We start from the raw sequence: 17,532 nt of genomic DNA, 5'->3' as shown, positions 1-17,532 counted from the left end.
TTCTCTAATCCCTTCTTCCTTTTCAAAGAAAGTATTACTTTTGTACCCGGATTTACAAGGGGCATCCAAAGCTCCTTTCTTTAAGCTGGAAAGAGATAATAAAACAAAATACCAATTTTAATTAATTCAAAAGAAAATGGCAAATTTAGATTTGAGCAAGTACGGTATTACAGGTGTAACTGAAATCCTGCACAATCCGTCTTATGATGTTTTGTTCGCTGAAGAAACAAAACCGGGTCTGGAAGGCTTTGAAAAAGGTCAAGTAACAGAATTAGGCGCTGTTAATGTAATGACAGGTATCTATACCGGTCGCTCTCCTAAAGATAAATTCTTCGTTAAGAATGAAGCTTCTGCTGATTCAGTATGGTGGACTTCTGACGAATATAAAAACGACAACAAACCTTGTACAGAAGAAGCTTGGACTGACTTGAAGGCTAAAGCTGTTAAACAATTGTCTGGCAAACGTTTGTTTGTTGTTGATACTTTCTGCGGTGCTAACGAAGCAACTCGTATGAAAGTACGTTTCATCATGGAAGTAGCTTGGCAGGCTCACTTCGTAACTAACATGTTTATCCGTCCGACTGCAGAAGAACTTGCTAGCTATGGAGAACCTGATTTTGTATGTTTCAACGCTTCTAAAGCAAAAGTTGATAACTACAAAGAGCTTGGTTTGAACTCTGAAACTGCTACTGTTTTCAATTTGAAGACTAAAGAACAAGTTATCCTGAATACTTGGTATGGTGGTGAAATGAAGAAAGGCATGTTCTCTATCATGAACTATATGAACCCGCTTCGTGGTATCGCTTCTATGCACTGTTCTGCTAATACAGATATGGAAGGAACTAGTTCAGCTATCTTCTTCGGTTTATCTGGTACAGGTAAGACTACTTTGTCTACTGACCCGAAACGTAAGTTGATCGGTGACGACGAACACGGATGGGATAACGAAGGCGTATTCAACTACGAAGGTGGTTGCTATGCTAAAGTTATCAACCTGGATAAAGAAAGTGAACCGGATATCTACAACGCTATCAAACGTGATGCTTTACTTGAAAACGTAACTGTGGCTGCTGATGGTAAAATCGACTTCACGGATAAGAGTGTAACTGAAAATACTCGTGTTTCTTATCCTATCTATCACATCGAAAATATCGTTAAGCCTATTTCTAAAGGTCCGCACGCTAAACAAGTTATCTTCTTGTCAGCTGATGCATTTGGTGTATTGCCTCCGGTATCTATCCTAAATCCGGAACAAGCTCAATACTACTTCCTGTCTGGATTTACAGCTAAATTGGCTGGTACAGAACGTGGTATCACTGAACCGACTCCGACATTCTCTGCTTGCTTTGGTGCTGCTTTCTTGTCATTGCACCCGACTAAATATGCTGAAGAATTGGTGAAGAAGATGGAAATGACTGGTGCTAAGGCATACTTGGTTAATACAGGTTGGAATGGTTCTGGCAAACGTATTTCTATCAAAGATACTCGTGGTATCATCGATGCTATCCTTGACGGTTCTATCGACAAAGCTCCTACTAAGGTTATTCCTTTCTTCGACTTTGTTGTTCCTACAGAACTTCCGGGTGTTGATCCGAAGATCCTTGACCCACGCGACACTTACGAATGTGCTTGCCAATGGGAAGAAAAAGCAAAAGATTTGGCTGGACGTTTCATCAAGAACTTCGCTAAGTTTACAGGTAACGAAGCTGGTAAGGCTTTAGTTGCTGCTGGTCCGAAGCTCTAATCGAACATAGATATGTAATGCAAAACTGGGCGGTTCCGAAAGGAGCCGTCTTTTTTTGTTAATATGAAGGTAATTCCGTATCTTTGTTAATCTGAATTATATCCGATAAAACGCTGACAAAGAAATGATTATTACTTATTTAAAACTCTTTTATACGTTCGCAAAAATTGGTATGTTTACTATTGGCGGAGGCTATGCCATGATTCCTTTGATAGAACGTGAAATAGTAAAGAAAAACTGGATGAGCAAGGAAGAATTTATGGAAATGTTTGCCTTGACTCAATCACTCCCCGGTGTTTTTGCAGTAAATATTTCCATTTTCGTGGGTTATAAACTTCATAAAGTAAGCGGAAGTCTGGTATGTGCATTGGCGACTATTCTGCCTTCTTTTGCTATAATGATGCTGATTGCCATGTTCTTTGCCCGTTTTCAGGATAATGAGGTAATGATTCGTATTTTTAATGGGATACGTCCGGCAGTAGTAGCGTTGATTCTGTTTCCCTGTATATCTGCGGTCAGAGCTTTGAAATTGAAGTATGTACAACTGGTAGCCCCTGTGATTGCTACTGTCTTGATCTGGCAATTCGGGCTTTCTCCTGTTTATGTAGTACTGGCGGGAATTGCCGGAGGGTTGGTATATACGCTATGGTTGAAAGATAAGATTAAAGATATAAAGGCATGATATATTGGCAGTTACTTTGGGTGTATCTGAAAATAGGTACGTTTGGTTTCGGAGGTGGTTATGCTATGCTTTCACTTATCCAGCATGAAATTGTAGATCTCCACCACTGGCTGACTCCCCAGCAATTTACGGATGTAGTGGCGATTTCTCAAATGACTCCGGGACCTATTGGCATTAACAGTGCTACTTATGTAGGCTATGCAGTGACACAAAGTGTATGGGGAGCGGTGCTTGCTACTGTGGCAGTTTGTTTGCCTTCCTTCATATTGGTTTTACTGATCTCTTATTTTTTCGCGAAGTGTAAGGATAATAAATATATTAAAGCAGCGATGTCCGGCTTACTTCCTATGTCGGTGGCATTGATTGCTTCAGCTGCCTTATTGATGATGAACAGAGAGAACTTTATTGATTATAAAAGTATAGGAATCTTTGCGGCAGCTTTCTTTATTACATGGAAATGGGATTTGCATCCTATTCTGCTGATCTGCCTGGCAGGTGTGGCAGGAGTAATCTTGTATTAAAAAAACTTATTATAAGAAACGTTATTGCTTGTCTGTCATTACTTTGTCTATTTTTGTGAAAGTTGGACTAAGAAACAGAATTATGGTGTATCTGGATACCGATAAGCAAACCTGTGCGGATTTAAGCATAACGGAAAGCGTGTATGACGAGCAACCTCTTTGTTCCTTGTTTCTGAAAACAGAAACGAAACAGGGGAAATCTCTGATGCTGGAGTGGATTATGTATCCGTTGAGTGACTGGGAGACGATCTGTAAACGTCAGAAAGCAATCGACTGGGAGTTTCTGCCGGATCTTCCCCTAAATGAGGAGGAACTGGATTTTATCGAATATTATCTAGGTTACCGCGATCAGATAAGGAGAAATAATATTCTATTTACATGTGCCGGACTTATTGACCGTCTGGTGAGATACGATCCTAATCGTTATGTTATTTGCAGAGGAGTGAAACTCGTTATTCTCATGTTGCATCGTTTGGAAGAATGGGTGACAGGGGCGAGGAGTGATATGCCTAAATTGTTGAAGGAGGCTGCCTGTACTGTGCGGAGTATTTTGCATGGAAGTGAACTGGAAGAAGTGCTGGAGCAAACTTCTGATGAAAAAGCCCGCTTATCGATTTATGCTATTGATAAATATGATTATCTGTTTCGTTCCACCCGTCTTTTGTCTGTCAAAGAGTTGTTATCCATTATTTATTTACTGGATGTTTGCAGAACGGCCCATCGGGTTGCAAAAGAAAAGAAGCTTAATTGTACTCCTAAGATGGTACAAGCAATGGAGTTTTCTGTAGAGGGAGTCGTGCATCCGTTTGTGAAGAATGCGCAGCGAAATAATTGGGACATGTTTCAGGGGAATATCTCGCTTTTTACCGGTTCCAATATGGCGGGAAAGTCTACTACGCTAAAGGCATTGACTCTGGCTGTTTGGCTGGCTCATTGCGGATTACCCGTTTTTGCCGAGTCGATGACTTGTCCGGTTTATGAAGGTATCTATACTTCTATAAATTTACCGGACTCTCTGAGAGACGGGCGGAGCCACTTTATGGCAGAGGTACTTCGGATTAAAGAAATACTGATAAAAGTGGGAAGCGGGAAGAAGTGCTTGGTGGTGCTGGATGAAATGTTTCGGGGAACAAATGCGAAAGATGCGTTTGAGGCTTCCGTTGCAGTCAATGAATTATTGAGAGACTTTCCACATTGTCATTTTCTGATATCGACGCATATTCTCGAGTATGCAAAAGCATTTGAACATGATTGCTCCTGTTGCTTCTACTATATGGAGGCCGAAATCAAGGAGGATAATTTTGTATGCCCTCATCGGTTGCTGAAAGGAATATCGGAAGCCAGGGTTGGGTATTGGATTGTAAAGAAGCTGTTGAATATGCATGAACTTGAGATAGAAAAAGCCCGCTAGATCTCATCTGGCGGGCTTTTAACTTATTTAAAGCGATTGCTTACGATTTGTTCGCACGTTTACGTTCGATTTCATCCAGAATAACTTTGCGCATACGCATTGCTTTCGGAGTCACTTCTACATATTCATCTTCTTTGATGTACTCCAGTGCTTCCTCAAGTGAGAACTGAACGGGCGGAATCAGACGAACTTTATCATCAGATCCGGAAGCGCGCATGTTGGTGAGCTTCTTGGATTTTGTAACGTTGATAACCAGGTCGTTGTCATGAGAGTGCTCTCCTACTACCTGGCCTGCGTATACTTCGTCTTGCGGGAAGATGAAGAACTTACCGCGGTCCTGTAATTTATCGATAGCATAAGCAAAAGCGGTTCCGCTTTCCATGGCAATCATAGAACCGTTGGTACGGCGTTCGATTTCTCCTTTGTGCGGCTGGTATTCTTTGAAACGGTGTGCCATGATAGCTTCACCGGCAGAAGCAGTCAGTACGTTGGTACGAAGACCGATGATACCACGCGAAGGCATATCAAACTCAAGGTTGATACGTTCGCCCGTATTTTCCATCTTCACCATTTCACCTTTACGGCGGGTCACCATATCAATAATCTTGCTTGAATATTCTTCCGGCACGTTGATTGTCAATTCTTCAATCGGTTCGCACTTAACGCCGTCTATTTCTTTAAAGATAACCTGTGGCTGGCCTACCTGCAATTCGTATCCTTCGCGGCGCATGGTCTCGATCAATACAGAAAGATGAAGTACGCCACGACCGGAAACGATCCATTTGCCGTCTTCTTCACTCTTTCTTACGCGAAGTGCCAGATTCTTATCAAGCTCTTTCATCAGACGATCGTGGATGTGGCGTGAGGTAACGAACTTACCGTCTTTTCCGAAGAACGGAGAGTCATTGATGGCAAATAACATACTCATCGTCGGCTCGTCGATGGCGATTGGCGGCAATGCTTCCGGATTTTCGAAATCGCAGACAGTATCTCCGATCTCAAATCCTTCGATACCTACCAATGCGCAAATATCTCCTGATGAAACTTCATTGGTTTTTACGCGTCCCAAACCTTCAAATACATGAAGTTCTTTAATTTTAGATTTGAACATGTCGCCATTGCGTTTTACAAGCGTAATGTTCATTCCTTCTTTCAGGGTACCGCGGTGTACACGACCTACAGCGATACGACCGGTATAAGAAGAATAATCCAGTGAAGTGATTAACATCTGCGGAGTTCCTTCCAGTTGTTTGGGAGCCGGGATGTTTTCGATAATACAGTCCAGTAACGGGGTAATGGTTTCTGTAGGCTTTTGCCAGTCTGTACTCATCCAGTTATTCTTGGCAGAACCGTAAATAACGGGGAAGTCCAGCTGGTCTTCCGTTGCGTTGAGGCTGAACATCAGATCAAATACCATTTCGTAAACTTCTTCCGGACGGCAGTTGGGCTTATCTACCTTATTAACTACCACAATTGGTTTCAAACCGATTTCCAGTGCTTTCTGAAGAACGAAACGTGTTTGGGGCATCGGGCCTTCGAAAGCATCGACTAGCAGAATACAGCCATCTGCCATATTCAATACACGTTCTACTTCACCACCGAAGTCGCTGTGTCCCGGAGTATCAATGATGTTAATTTTAGTACCGTTGTAGTTGATGGATACATTTTTAGAAAGGATCGTTATACCACGTTCACGTTCCAGGTCGTTGTTATCCAGGATAAGTTCACCACTATTTTGATTGTTGCGGAATAGATTTCCTGCCAACAACATCTTGTCAACCAGCGTTGTTTTCCCATGGTCAACATGGGCAATGATTGCAATGTTTCGAATATTTTGCATATAATACCTATTATTTGGCGGCAAAGGTACGAAAATAGGATTAGAAATATATGCTATAACTACATTTTTTTTCTTGTAAAACGTTGTGAGATATAAAGATAATGTCTATCTTTGCACGCTCAAAAGAATAATTTACTATATAAAAATTCTAAAAATTATGTATTTAGACGCAGCTGAAAAGCAAGAAATCTTTGGAAAGTACGGGAAGTCTAACTCTGATACTGGCTCAACTGAGGCGCAGATAGCTTTGTTTTCCTACCGTATTTCTCATCTGACTGAGCACATGAAGCTCAACAGAAAAGATTATAGTACAGAGAGAGCTTTAACAATGTTGGTAGCAAAACGTCGTCGTTTGCTTAACTACCTGAAAGCTAAAGATATCGCAAGATATCGTGGTATTGTTAAAGAACTTGGTTTGCGTAAGTAATCTACTTGCCGCGAAAAGATTAAAAACCGTTTCTCATTGTGAGAAACGGTTTTTTTATTGTCTTCAATGAAGGGTGGATTAGTATTTTATGCTGTGCACATTGATTGCAGCCGGCTGTCCGTTGTATAGTGCTTCACAACTAATTGTCAGGAATGTAGACGAGTTCGCATTATTACAGCGAATGATGGCTTTTCCATTCTTGTCAGTGGTAACTTTAGGGTTCCAATAGATTGTACGGCGGTGGTCATTGCCTTGTCCTTTACTGATATCCGGATAATAGGGTGAATAAAATTCGATAGGTTGGGAGTAACCTTGGATTTGTGTGTTTCGAATACCACGTGACTGGTACTTCTTTTCCGGGTCCCAATTGTCGATAGTAGTGATATAGCAAATTGCATAGCTATTCTTTTTTCTATCAAAGGAAAAGGGGGAATCTAGATAACTTTTTAAGGCTTTTTCTTCAAAAGGGGAAAGTCTGGAAGTTTCCAAATGTTGTTGTAGGCTTTCATCACTTAGATAAAAAGTCTTGTCGTCATCTATTCCGGCTGTAGCTGACGGACCGTCGCAAATCATAACAGATTTTATTGCATCAATGCTTTTATCTATAAAAAGTTCTCGATCAAATATCGGATAAAGGACTCCATTTACCGTACATAGCATTGGATGACCGTTATATGACATGGTCAACAATGGAAAATCTGCATCCCAACTGGATTTTACTTGAATATTAGAATTCAGTGTCGCCATTAACCAAGGAAAATAATCCATGAATCCTCCTCCATCACGTATCTGGTCCAATTCCTTCGGTATATCATAATAGGCTCTGACAGATTGTTCAAAAGCGAGAATTTTTTTGTATTTTGTACGCTTGGCTTTCACCATAACCTGATTCAATACGTGGGCATCGTGTCCTATAATAGAATCTAAATAAAGAGAATCGGAGAGATGGCTCCACCAACTAAGAGCACTTATGTCTTCCCATTTTGGATGGAACTCTTCGTAGCTATACTTACGCAAATCAGGTGCAAAGTTACGAAAAAGTAATATGTTTGTTTTCCGATTCAACTTTTTCCCTTTCCGGCGAGTTTGGAAGATTGCACTCATGGATCCAGTAAAGGTATCCATTGGGATATGGAAAAATCCCAAAGAGTCTGTGAGAGTAAAGCCTGCTGCCGATACTGTGTCTTGTCGGGCAATAACACTTACAAGTATATCTTTCTGTTCTTTGTTTCTTAGAAAAGATGTTATCTGTCCGTGTAAGGTTAACCTTGTTTCTGGCAAATAGGCAGGCTTTTGGGGAATACTACTGATGGCTTGGCTTATATCATATTTTCTCCATCCGTGAATCATCAGTAAGATGTCTAGTGCCACTCTCCGCTTGGGGGAATGGTCTACGAAATAATATCCGGGTTGATGGATATATCCTTTCAGATCTGATGTAAGCAGCAAATCTGTATAAATCGTCTGATCGAATCGTTGGAAATCTGATTGTAAAGCGTCTCGGATGGCTACGGAAAAGTGTCCTTGTATCGGTTTACCGGTATTGTCTTTCATTGAGATATGGTATTCAATAGGTTCAAAAGGATAGTACAATGCATTGGGGGATGTGGCTGTTAACTGTAAAGATGGAGAAGGCATCACATAGCAAAAACGCTCGCATAGCGTTGCCCCATTGCTATTCATTAAAGAGAGTTGTATGACTCCTCCCGGCAATCCCTGAGTGGATAACGGGAGATGATATACTGTTTGATCTTTAAAATCAATGGTCTGATACATGAGCGGACGTCCTTGATGTGATATGAATAAAGCCAGTGTATCTTTGAGACTTGTCGAATTTCTGAGAACTTTGATGACTAATGCTTTTTCTTTAGATGTCACATTTAGCACATATCCTCTGGGTAATGCCTTTGGCAGCTGAAATGAGTATTTTTTATCTTGATAGGTCACTACAGCTTTGGCTTGTTTGTCTGTAGGGGTGTATATAAAGCATCCCATACCGTTGTGGAGGGTTGTAAATTGCGCAAGTTCTACATCATCCGGCCCATAAACAGTTCCTGAAATGCCTACTGTACCTTCTTCTTTACTTGTCGCTTCGAATGCAACGACTGAAGGTATTCCCTCTACTAATTGTCCACCTTCCGGGAAGAATCGAATCATGAAATCTTTTTCTTTTGAACGTGGACGTTGCTTCATAGATTCGTCCATTCGGTAGGTGATGATGCTCCGGTTTTCGTCTACTTCGCTCCTCCGTTTTCTATATACAGGGATCGTACGCGAGAAATATTGCTTTTCACTGAATGCCAACATCCATTTCGTATAAGCCCTAATCTCATAAAAACCGGAGAATAAGGCTTTTGTCAGTATGAATTGTCCTTCTCCTTCTCCATCCCGCAACTGTATAATTTGTCGTTCGGCAGTATTTCCTAGTTGGTCTAATAGTTCTACATAAAGTGGGGTACTGATTGGGCTAGGCTGGTTTTGCTCGGCCGTTACTACGTATGCCTTATACCATATTGTGTCTCCGATGTAGTAACTGGTGTTGTCCAAATGTAGATAGGCCTTCTCGCGTGGATATGCATCAGCGTAGGCTTGTGAACGGGCAAAGTAAGTTGCGAATATCGAATCCGCAATTTGCTGGCTATGAATTTGCACGGCTATACTTGATAGGAGGCAAAGGAGGGTGATTATGGGGCGCCGATTCATTGCGTTTTGAGTGATTAGTAATTTGAAGGTAGTGGAACGTCAAATGTTAACATAACTATACTTGTTTAGTCACGAATAGTTGCAAAATGAACAGTTGGACCATAATGACTGTGAATTGATTGTGTGTGTTCATAAGCTATATATATTTAGAGGTTTAACAATAAGTACTTATGATCTATAGTTTTACAAGAAAGGAAAAAATAATGATAATATGAAAATTCCGAGTTTAATTAGTGTTAATCTCCAGTCTATATATTACTTAATCCATTTTCAAGGCAGGTAGGTGAAAAGAGATATATTATGGGAGATATTTTAGGATTATAATTGTGTTCATCTAAAGATTTTGCTATTTTTGCAACCTAATTATTCTAATTTATCACCTTTGCTAACTAAAAAACTTTCAATATGGATACGAGTAAGATTGTTGGAGAGAAAATTAAAGCGCTCCGGGAAGATAAATCAATAAGTATAGAAGAATTGGCACAGCGTTCGGGTTTGGCTATCGAGCAGATCGAACGTATTGAGAATAATATCGATATACCTTCGCTTGCACCACTAATTAAAATAGCGCGTGTGTTAGGCGTGCGTCTGGGTACTTTTCTTGATGATCAGGATGAAATCGGTCCTGTGGTATGCCGTAAAAAAGAGGCTAAAGATGCCATCAGTTTTTCCAATAATGCGATTCATTCACGCAAGCATATGGAATATCATTCGTTGTCTAAATCGAAAGCGGACCGTCACATGGAACCATTTATCATTGATGTGATGCCGACAGAGGACAGCGACTTTGTGCTTTCTTCTCATGAGGGAGAAGAGTTTATTATGGTCATGGAAGGGGTTATGGAAATCAGTTATGGTAAAAATACCTATTTGCTGGAAGAAGGTGATAGCATCTATTATGATTCCATCGTTCCCCATCATGTACATGCTTACGAGGGACAGGCTGCTAAAATATTGGCTGTAGTCTACACACCGATTTAAAAAAATATCAGGTATCAAATATTAAGAATAATCTCATGCAATTATTTGAACGTACTCTTGGACAATGGCTGGAACATTGGGCCGAAGAGACTCCCGATAAGGAATATATCGTATATTCCGACCGTAATCTTCGTTTTACCTGGAGTCAGCTGAACCAGCGTGTGGATGATATGGCGAAAGGACTGATCGCTGTTGGTGTGGAACGTGGTACTCATGTCGGCATATGGGCAGCGAACGTGCCCGATTGGCTGACATTGCTGTATGCCTGTGCCAAGATTGGTGCGGTATACGTCACAGTAAATACGAATTATAAGCAGTCTGAACTGGAATATCTTTGCCAGAATTCTGATATGCATACACTTTGTATCGTTAATGGCGAAAAGGACAGTGACTTTGTGCAAATGACGTACACGATGCTTCCTGAATTGAAAACCTGCGAACGCGGTCATTTGAAGAGTGAACGTTTCCCATATATGAAGAACGTGGTATATGTCGGTCAGGAAAAACATCGGGGAATGTATAATACGGCTGAGATATTGCTATTGGGGAATAATGTGGAAGATGACCGTCTGACTGAACTCAAAAATCAGGTAGATTGCCATGATGTGGTAAATATGCAGTATACATCAGGAACTACCGGTTTTCCGAAGGGAGTGATGCTGACTCATTATAATATTGCCAACAACGGTTTTCTGACTGGTGAACACATGAAGTTTACGGCTGATGATAAACTTTGTTGTTGTGTGCCGCTGTTCCATTGTTTTGGAGTGGTGTTGGCTACGATGAACTGTCTGACTCATGGTTGTACGCAAGTGATGGTAGAGCGGTTTGATCCGCTGGTAGTGCTGGCGTCCATTCATAAAGAACGCTGTACGGCCCTCTACGGGGTGCCTACTATGTTTATTGCCGAGTTGCACCATCCGATGTTTGATCTGTTCGATATGTCTTGTTTGCGTACTGGCATAATGGCCGGTTCGTTGTGTCCGGTTGAACTGATGAAACAGGTAGAAGAAAAGATGTATATGAAGGTTACCAGTGTATACGGACTGACAGAAACAGCTCCCGGTATGACTGCAACCCGCATCGATGATTCGTTTGATGTACGTTGTAATACGGTAGGACGTGACTTTGAATTTACTGAAGTCAGAGTAATTGATCCCGAAACTGGAGAAGAATGTCCGGTAGGTGTGCAGGGAGAAATGTGCAACCGTGGATATAATACGATGAAAGGATATTATAAAAACCCGGAAGCTACGGCTGAAGTGATTGATAAAGATAACTTCTTGCATTCGGGCGATTTGGGTATTAAAGATGAAGACGGAAATTACCGGATCACCGGGCGTATCAAGGATATGATTATTCGCGGTGGTGAAAATATCTATCCGCGTGAAATTGAAGAATTTCTTTATAAGCTTGATGGAGTAAAGGATGTTCAGGTAGCAGGTATTCCCTCTAAGAAATATGGTGAAGCGGTTGGTGCATTTATCATCTTACAGGAAGGAGTGGAAATGCATGAGTCAGATGTACGTGATTTCTGTAAGAATAAGATTTCCCGTTATAAAATACCGAAATATGTCTTCTTTGTGAAAGAATTCCCGATGACAGGTAGCGGTAAAATTCAGAAATTCAGATTGAAAGACCTTGGACTGCAACTTTGTAAGGAGCAGGGGATAGAAATTATTTAAATGAAGAACTAAAAATGAAGAATGAAGAATTGCTATGCAGCATATAGCGCAGCTGATTCTTCATTCTTCATTTTTAGTTCTTCATTCTTAAATGAAATCGTCTCCCAGTTGCATCTGGGCGTCATTTACATACTTGCGGATGGAATGTTCTTCGTCTTTACGGCAAATTAGCAGGACATTGTCCGATTCAGCTATCAGATATCCTTCCAGTCCATCGATTACGGCGAGTTTACCTTTAGGGAGTACGATCATATTATCTTTTCCATTGTATATCAAAGAATGGCTTTTTAACGTTACATTGCCTTCCCGGTCTCTTTCTGACAAATCGTAGAGTGATCCCCATGTGCCCAGATCAGACCATCCAAAGTCGCCCAAAGATACATATACATTGTCTGCTTTTTCCATGATGCCGAAGTCGATGGAAACATTGGGACATGCAGGGAAGTTTTCTTCAATAAATGCTTTTTCTTTGTCGGTGGCATAGATGTTTTTTCCTGGTGCCAGTTTGGATGCTAATTCGGGAAGAAGGATTTCTGTGGCTTTTATGATAGTATTGACATTCCACATGAATAATCCGGAATTCCAGTAAAATTCACCGCTTTCTACGAATACTTTTGCCAATTCCAACTCCGGTTTCTCGGTGAATGTCTTTACTTTGTAGAAGCCATCGCCAGTTGGTTCGTCAATTTGTATATAGCCATATCCGGTTTCAGGTCGGTTGGGTTTGATTCCCAATGTCAGTAACTTCTCAGAGTGAGAGACGAATCCCAATCCTTTAATGATTGCGGCACGAAATTCTTCTTCCTTTAAAATCAGATGATCTGAGGGGGCAACTACGATATTCGCATTCGGGTTTAAAGCACGGATATGATAGGCAGCCCATGCGATGCATGGAGCCGTATTTCTTCTTGCCGGTTCCAATAATATCTGTTTCTCATCCAATTCGGGAAGTTGTTCCTTTACCAGATCGGCATACATTGCATTGGTAACAATAAGAATATTTTCGGTCGGGATTACTTTTTGAAAGCGGTCGAAGGTCTGTTGCAGGAGTGAACGACCGGTTCCGAAGAAGTCAAGAAATTGTTTGGGCAATGTTTTGCGGCTAAACGGCCAGAAACGGCTACCGATACCACCACCCATAATCACGCAATAATTATCCATGTTTGTCATGATAGTGACTCTATTTTTAAATGTTTTTGCTAATGTACGGTTTATTCTCTAAATACAGAAGTCTTTGGGGCATGTTTTATTATTTTTTGCTCCTTTTTTTACTCAAACTATTGTGGAATCAAAATATTGTCGTATCTTTGCACCGCAATTGAGAAATCAAGCATGCCCAGATGGCGGAATCGGTAGACGCGCTGGTCTCAAACACCAGTGGATTCACTTCCATCCCGGTTCGACCCCGGGTCTGGGTACCACGAAAAGCTAAGAATTGAGTAATCAATTACTTAGCTTTTTTGTTATAGGGCATTTCTTTCTAATGTGCACTATCAGAAGTTTCCCGATATTTTCTATAGACTGTGTTATTTGCAGCAAAAATACTAAAAAGGTGCAATTCACTTTTACGATGAATTGCACCTTTTCTTATCTCTCAGTATCATTTATCCCTTACCTACCTTTATCCAGGTTGCTTTCTTCCATAGCCATTCTAATGGACCCTGACGATGTGAACGAAGCCACCAATTGCAGAAAAAGTATTGTATAAAGAATACACTTACACCGATAAGAATACATGCTGTAATGCCTGTATGCAGATAAAGTCCTAATCCCCAGTTGTAAAACAAGAACCCTCCGATTAAAGATTGTGACAGGTAGTTGGTCAAGCTCATGCGTCCATAAGGTGCAAATTTATGAAGAACATTCTTAAGGGTTGTCAGGTAATAAACCAGTATGATACCTGCAAACATGATTCCTGTAAATGCAATATTTGACAGTGACTTGCATAGAAGGACAGAAGGTACAAGTAGTGCTTCGCGACTTATAAAGTCGGGGAGTATATTTATCAAACCATAAATGGGGAAAAAAGCGGTAACGGCTATGATGAATACTTTAATCCAGATTTTTATATTCTTTTCTGAATAGAGAAACGCGTTGCTACGCCCAATTATCATACCTACCATAAACAGACCGGCGGTTTGAGTAACTCTTCCGTGTAATAGCATCCAACCCATATTGGCAACATTACCCGTCCATATGGCAGTTTTGCACATTTCGAGGAAAGAACCTTCTTTTTGAGCAGCATTGACTAACTCCCAGTATGGAGCATCAAGATCAGCATTGATAATATAGTCGGGGTTGATGAGTGCATAAATTATTTGTCCCAACTCAATAGGCTGCAGGAGAAGAATAACTGCTATGATTGTGACTGTGCGGGTAGAAAGCCGACAGACTGCGATCAATACATAGCCCAACAATGCATAGAGTATCAATATTTCACCGGGAAATAGGGCAGAATTGATGCAGGCTATAAAAAGAAGTAATACTAACCGCCAGGCAAATCGACCACGAAAATCTTTTCCTTTTTGTTTTTGTGAGTTGTCTTGAATAAAAAAGCTAAATCCAAAAAGCAATGCGAAAATGCAGTAGGCTTTACCGGAGAAGGTAAAAAACACACTGTCCTAGATTACTCTGTCTGTAAATATCAGAAAGTTGCAGGTTTCTTCCGGAAAGCTATTAAGACTGAACCGTTCGATAAAATGGATAAGAGTAATCCCCATTACGGCAAAACCACGTAATACATCTGCTATTTCGATACGATTATTACTGGGTAGTGTACTAGATAAGTGCATACTTTTTAGAGTTATAATGTTAACATGTTTTTTATTTCAGATGCAAATTTAACGTACGCCCTCCATATTTCAGGAAAAATACTGTTCAATAAAGAACAAAATATGACCTTCAGGGGCTTTGTAGCATCTTGGAAAAGGCAATGTTTTATAGTTGAACCATGCTATGTTGGTTTTATCAAATAGAAACAACTGGTACTGAATACATTTCTTATGAAAGGAATATGTGCGATTATTCTGTTTAGTTTGCGTGGGGCTAGTCCAAATTTAATTTTGTAGTGCGGGTTGATGAAGTATAACTGTTCATTGATGATTTGATAGCCAGTCTGTTTTACTGTTTTTCGCAGCATTTCTATTGTACATCTGGTCTGTTTGATGGTTAGCAATTCTTGGATCGTGCTTTCTTGTTCACTGAAGATTCTCAAAATTCCTTGATATAAAATGCGAGGTAACAGATGGATAAATGGCATATGAGAGATAACTTTACTTCGTGCAATCTGCTGATGACCGCCAAATGGCATTTGCCAGGCAGGAAAAGCGATGAAGATAACACCGTTGGGAGATAGATAATTCTTTAAGCTGTGCAGAAATAACTCTTTGTTGTCGATGTGTTCTATTACATCATGTATGAGGATAAGCGGGAAATGTTTCTGTAAATCATTTAATAAGAAGATATCAGAAGCAATAAAAGTTCCTTTTTGCTTTTTGGTAATGAAGAAGTTTTTTGCCTGTTCAATTCGCGAGACGGCAATATCGATTCCAATGGTGTCACAACCTAGTTCAGCGAAAGGAAGCAGATTTCCTCCTTCGCCACATCCTACTTCCAATACCTTGTTTGGCAGGTTGCCGATATTCTTTTTTATATAAGGTATATAATAATTTCTCGTAGTGTGAGCTTGTTCCTCAAAATAACGTTCGCGGTTTGTATGTCGTTCCTGCATTTGATTTGTCAATTGTTTCTAGGGTTTCTATAGTTATGATTCACGATCGGCCAGAAGACTGCATGACAGAATGACTTTTTACCAGGAAAAACGAATACCTACAGGAACGGTGAACGTAACCGGATGTTCTTTTCGGATGGTACGCAATGAACTTCCATCGGGAATATAATAATTGATAGTTGGTTCTATGTAGATGCTGGTATGGGGTGTAAACTGATATTGTACACCTGCGCTTGCATTGACTGACCATTGTAAAGGCGCCTCTAATGTCTGATAACCTAAATTAATGGGTACACTGTCTGTTACATGGGAAGTATGCAGTGTACTTTTTAACGGGATCTCCATTTGGAAACCGGCTGTCGAGTAGAATGAGAGCCGTTTGTAATTTCCAAGTCGGTAAGAAATACGGAAAGGGATACCGATATAATGGAGCTTCTGTGTTTCCTGAATGCGGTATTCTTTTCCTGTGGTGAACTCTGATTTTAGATAGGTATATTGCAGTCCGGTTTCTATGCTCCAGTGGTGGCTGAGTTTTTTGTTGAATGAGAGCCCGAAAGTGATAGGGGTATCATGATGCTGATGTTCTATAATCCTTCCACTATTGTTCTTGGCAATTGTCATTAGCGTCAGCGAATCACCTAAAGTCCCTTCTTGATGGCGGGTGTTTAAATAGTCATAATATTCTTCCCAGGTATTGACTTGTTGGGGGAGCCCACTTTCCAAACCGTCAGAGTGTGGTGTTGCTATCAACTTATATAGGTTTTGTGCCAGCTGAGGCCCAACTGACCCTGCCAACATTATTTTCCATTTTCCTGCTTTCTTCTTTGGGGGTGAGGCAAATTTTCGGCTTGAATATGAGAAGGCAATCGTTTGGTCTGTAGGCTCCCATATAAAAGACGGTTTTACGGCAGGCAGTTTATCTGCCGGGTCTTTTCTTTCAGAGATGGCAGATGATATTGTTGCGGCTGTGTCTGATGCCAATCGGGGAAGATTTGTTAAAGTGATATTATAATGCTCCTCTTCTTTGTAATGGGGGATATATCTGGAAGAAATTGTATTTTCATTTTCCGGCTTCTTCTCTATTTTCGATTTCCGGATAACATTTTTCGCCCAATGATTAGTTTTAGTATCTCTTCTTTTCCAGTCCAAATAGTCATGTATCATTGGGAAAAGGAACAAAATCACTAATATGAGAATCTGTTTGTAATCAGAAATCATCTTTTTAAGTAATCCTTTTGCCCTGAATAATTGGGAAGAGGAGGAATGCGGAGCTATATTCAGCAGTTTTCCTATTTCCTTGTGAGACAAACCTTCCAATATTGCCAGTTTGAATACTTTGCTATATCCTTCCGGTAACTTCTCGACCATTTCTGCTATCTTATCATAAGGAATGGAATCAGATAATGGAGGATTATCGACAGGTTCCTCTTCTTCCGCAATGTCTGATAGGGAAATAGAAGTGTTTGCGCTATTTTGGTTAAGATATCTTAGTGATATATTCTTCATGATTGCCCCCATCCAACTTTCCAGTTTCTCAGGGGTACGCAGTGAATCAATCGAAGTGAAAATGACAATGAATCCGTCGTGTAGGAGATCTTGTGCGATTTGTTTGTCTGGCACATAATGAAGGCATATTTTCATCATCTTGCCCGAATAAGTTTTATAAAGCAGGCCCAAAGCCAGCTCATCGCCTTCTTTACATAAATCTACAAGTTCTTTTATATCCATGTGCATGTATTATTTTAATGTGATGGATAGAAACCCGAAAGACTGCATGACTCTTTCTGTTTTAACATTTATAATATGTG

At 40.5% G+C, this 17,532-nt stretch carries 12 protein-coding genes, 1 tRNA gene and 1 pseudogene; 8 read left to right on the top strand and 6 right to left on the bottom strand.

The window, feature by feature from the left end:
- Positions 1–136 precede the first annotated feature (136 nt).
- From pckA to K6V30_RS02900, 4 genes are all read left to right on the top strand, one after another.
- The gene (gene pckA, locus K6V30_RS02915; RefSeq protein WP_010535612.1) at positions 137–1,744 is read left to right on the top strand and encodes a phosphoenolpyruvate carboxykinase (ATP); all 1,608 of its coding nucleotides are present in this window, start codon (positions 137–139) and stop codon (positions 1,742–1,744) included.
- Between the two features lie 124 nt (positions 1,745–1,868).
- The gene (locus tag K6V30_RS02910) at positions 1,869–2,426 is read left to right on the top strand and encodes a chromate transporter (RefSeq protein WP_010535611.1); all 558 of its coding nucleotides are present in this window, start codon (positions 1,869–1,871) and stop codon (positions 2,424–2,426) included.
- Positions 2,423–2,947: a chromate transporter gene (locus K6V30_RS02905; protein WP_010535610.1), complete on the top strand. Its 525-nt coding sequence runs from the start codon at positions 2,423–2,425 to the stop codon at positions 2,945–2,947. The genes K6V30_RS02910 and K6V30_RS02905 overlap by 4 nt, the downstream gene beginning before the upstream one ends.
- Before the next feature lie 82 nt (positions 2,948–3,029).
- A complete protein-coding gene (locus K6V30_RS02900; protein WP_010535609.1) occupies positions 3,030–4,358 on the top strand; it encodes a MutS-related protein in 1,329 nt (442 codons plus the stop codon).
- 40 nt (positions 4,359–4,398) lie between these two features.
- Here K6V30_RS02900 and typA read toward each other — a convergent pair whose 3' ends face one another.
- Entirely contained in the window at positions 4,399–6,198 is a 1,800-nt protein-coding gene (gene typA / locus K6V30_RS02895) for a translational GTPase TypA (RefSeq protein ID WP_010535608.1), read from the bottom strand.
- Between the two features lie 157 nt (positions 6,199–6,355).
- Here typA and rpsO point away from each other — a divergent pair, with 157 nt between their 5' ends.
- The gene (rpsO, locus tag K6V30_RS02890; RefSeq protein ID WP_010535607.1) at positions 6,356–6,625 is read left to right on the top strand and encodes a 30S ribosomal protein S15; all 270 of its coding nucleotides are present in this window, start codon (positions 6,356–6,358) and stop codon (positions 6,623–6,625) included.
- A 78-nt stretch (positions 6,626–6,703) separates the two neighbouring features.
- Here rpsO and K6V30_RS02885 read toward each other — a convergent pair whose 3' ends face one another.
- The gene (locus K6V30_RS02885; RefSeq protein ID WP_055269571.1) at positions 6,704–9,328 is read right to left on the bottom strand and encodes a hypothetical protein; all 2,625 of its coding nucleotides are present in this window, start codon (positions 9,326–9,328) and stop codon (positions 6,704–6,706) included.
- A gap of 405 nt (positions 9,329–9,733) precedes the next feature.
- On the opposite strand from K6V30_RS02885, the gene K6V30_RS02880 reads away from it, so the two are divergent.
- On the top strand, positions 9,734–10,309 hold the full coding sequence (locus tag K6V30_RS02880) for a helix-turn-helix domain-containing protein (RefSeq protein ID WP_008761981.1): 576 nt from the start codon (positions 9,734–9,736) through the stop codon (positions 10,307–10,309).
- Positions 10,310–10,344: 35 nt separating this feature from the next.
- Positions 10,345–11,994, top strand: coding sequence for an AMP-binding protein (locus tag K6V30_RS02875; protein WP_055269570.1), 1,650 nt, complete (start codon positions 10,345–10,347; stop codon positions 11,992–11,994).
- A gap of 87 nt (positions 11,995–12,081) precedes the next feature.
- On the opposite strand, the gene K6V30_RS02870 is transcribed toward K6V30_RS02875, so the two are convergent.
- A complete protein-coding gene (locus tag K6V30_RS02870) occupies positions 12,082–13,164 on the bottom strand; it encodes a mannose-1-phosphate guanylyltransferase (protein ID WP_055269569.1) in 1,083 nt (360 codons plus the stop codon).
- Positions 13,165–13,328: 164 nt separating this feature from the next.
- On the opposite strand from K6V30_RS02870, the gene K6V30_RS02865 reads away from it, so the two are divergent.
- Positions 13,329–13,415, top strand: a tRNA-Leu gene (locus K6V30_RS02865).
- A 183-nt stretch (positions 13,416–13,598) separates the two neighbouring features.
- Here the strand turns inward: K6V30_RS02865 and K6V30_RS02860 are convergent.
- The 3 genes and pseudogenes from K6V30_RS02860 to K6V30_RS02850 all read right to left on the bottom strand — a co-directional run bounded on the left by K6V30_RS02860 (position 13,599) and on the right by K6V30_RS02850 (position 17,452).
- Positions 13,599–14,786: pseudogene (locus tag K6V30_RS02860) on the bottom strand (DUF418 domain-containing protein).
- Positions 14,787–14,947: 161 nt separating this feature from the next.
- On the bottom strand, positions 14,948–15,724 hold the full coding sequence (locus K6V30_RS02855; RefSeq protein WP_055269566.1) for a class I SAM-dependent methyltransferase: 777 nt from the start codon (positions 15,722–15,724) through the stop codon (positions 14,948–14,950).
- Between the two features lie 78 nt (positions 15,725–15,802).
- Positions 15,803–17,452: a sigma-70 family RNA polymerase sigma factor gene (locus K6V30_RS02850; RefSeq protein WP_055269565.1), complete on the bottom strand. Its 1,650-nt coding sequence runs from the start codon at positions 17,450–17,452 to the stop codon at positions 15,803–15,805.
- Positions 17,453–17,532: the final 80 nt, after the last annotated feature.

The sequence above is a fragment of the Bacteroides faecis genome (genome assembly GCF_020091505.1).
GTDB lineage: Bacteria > Bacteroidota > Bacteroidia > Bacteroidales > Bacteroidaceae > Bacteroides > Bacteroides faecis.
This window is presented reverse-complemented; position numbering and strand designations above follow the sequence as displayed.

Excerpts from the sequence above, each read along its gene's own strand:
- pckA (WP_010535612.1), top strand. The coding sequence starts at position 137 with ATGGCAAATTTAGATTTGAGCAAGTACGGTATTACAGGTGTAACTGAA.
- K6V30_RS02910 (WP_010535611.1), top strand. The coding sequence starts at position 1,869 with ATGATTATTACTTATTTAAAACTCTTTTATACGTTCGCAAAAATTGGT.
- K6V30_RS02905 (WP_010535610.1), top strand. The coding sequence starts at position 2,423 with ATGATATATTGGCAGTTACTTTGGGTGTATCTGAAAATAGGTACGTTT.
- K6V30_RS02900 (WP_010535609.1), top strand. The coding sequence starts at position 3,030 with ATGGTGTATCTGGATACCGATAAGCAAACCTGTGCGGATTTAAGCATA.
- typA (WP_010535608.1), bottom strand. The coding sequence starts at position 6,198 with ATGCAAAATATTCGAAACATTGCAATCATTGCCCATGTTGACCATGGG.
- rpsO (WP_010535607.1), top strand. The coding sequence starts at position 6,356 with ATGTATTTAGACGCAGCTGAAAAGCAAGAAATCTTTGGAAAGTACGGG.
- K6V30_RS02885 (WP_055269571.1), bottom strand. The coding sequence starts at position 9,328 with ATGAATCGGCGCCCCATAATCACCCTCCTTTGCCTCCTATCAAGTATA.
- K6V30_RS02880 (WP_008761981.1), top strand. The coding sequence starts at position 9,734 with ATGGATACGAGTAAGATTGTTGGAGAGAAAATTAAAGCGCTCCGGGAA.
- K6V30_RS02875 (WP_055269570.1), top strand. The coding sequence starts at position 10,345 with ATGCAATTATTTGAACGTACTCTTGGACAATGGCTGGAACATTGGGCC.
- K6V30_RS02870 (WP_055269569.1), bottom strand. The coding sequence starts at position 13,164 with ATGACAAACATGGATAATTATTGCGTGATTATGGGTGGTGGTATCGGT.
- K6V30_RS02855 (WP_055269566.1), bottom strand. The coding sequence starts at position 15,724 with ATGCAGGAACGACATACAAACCGCGAACGTTATTTTGAGGAACAAGCT.
- K6V30_RS02850 (WP_055269565.1), bottom strand. The coding sequence starts at position 17,452 with ATGGATATAAAAGAACTTGTAGATTTATGTAAAGAAGGCGATGAGCTG.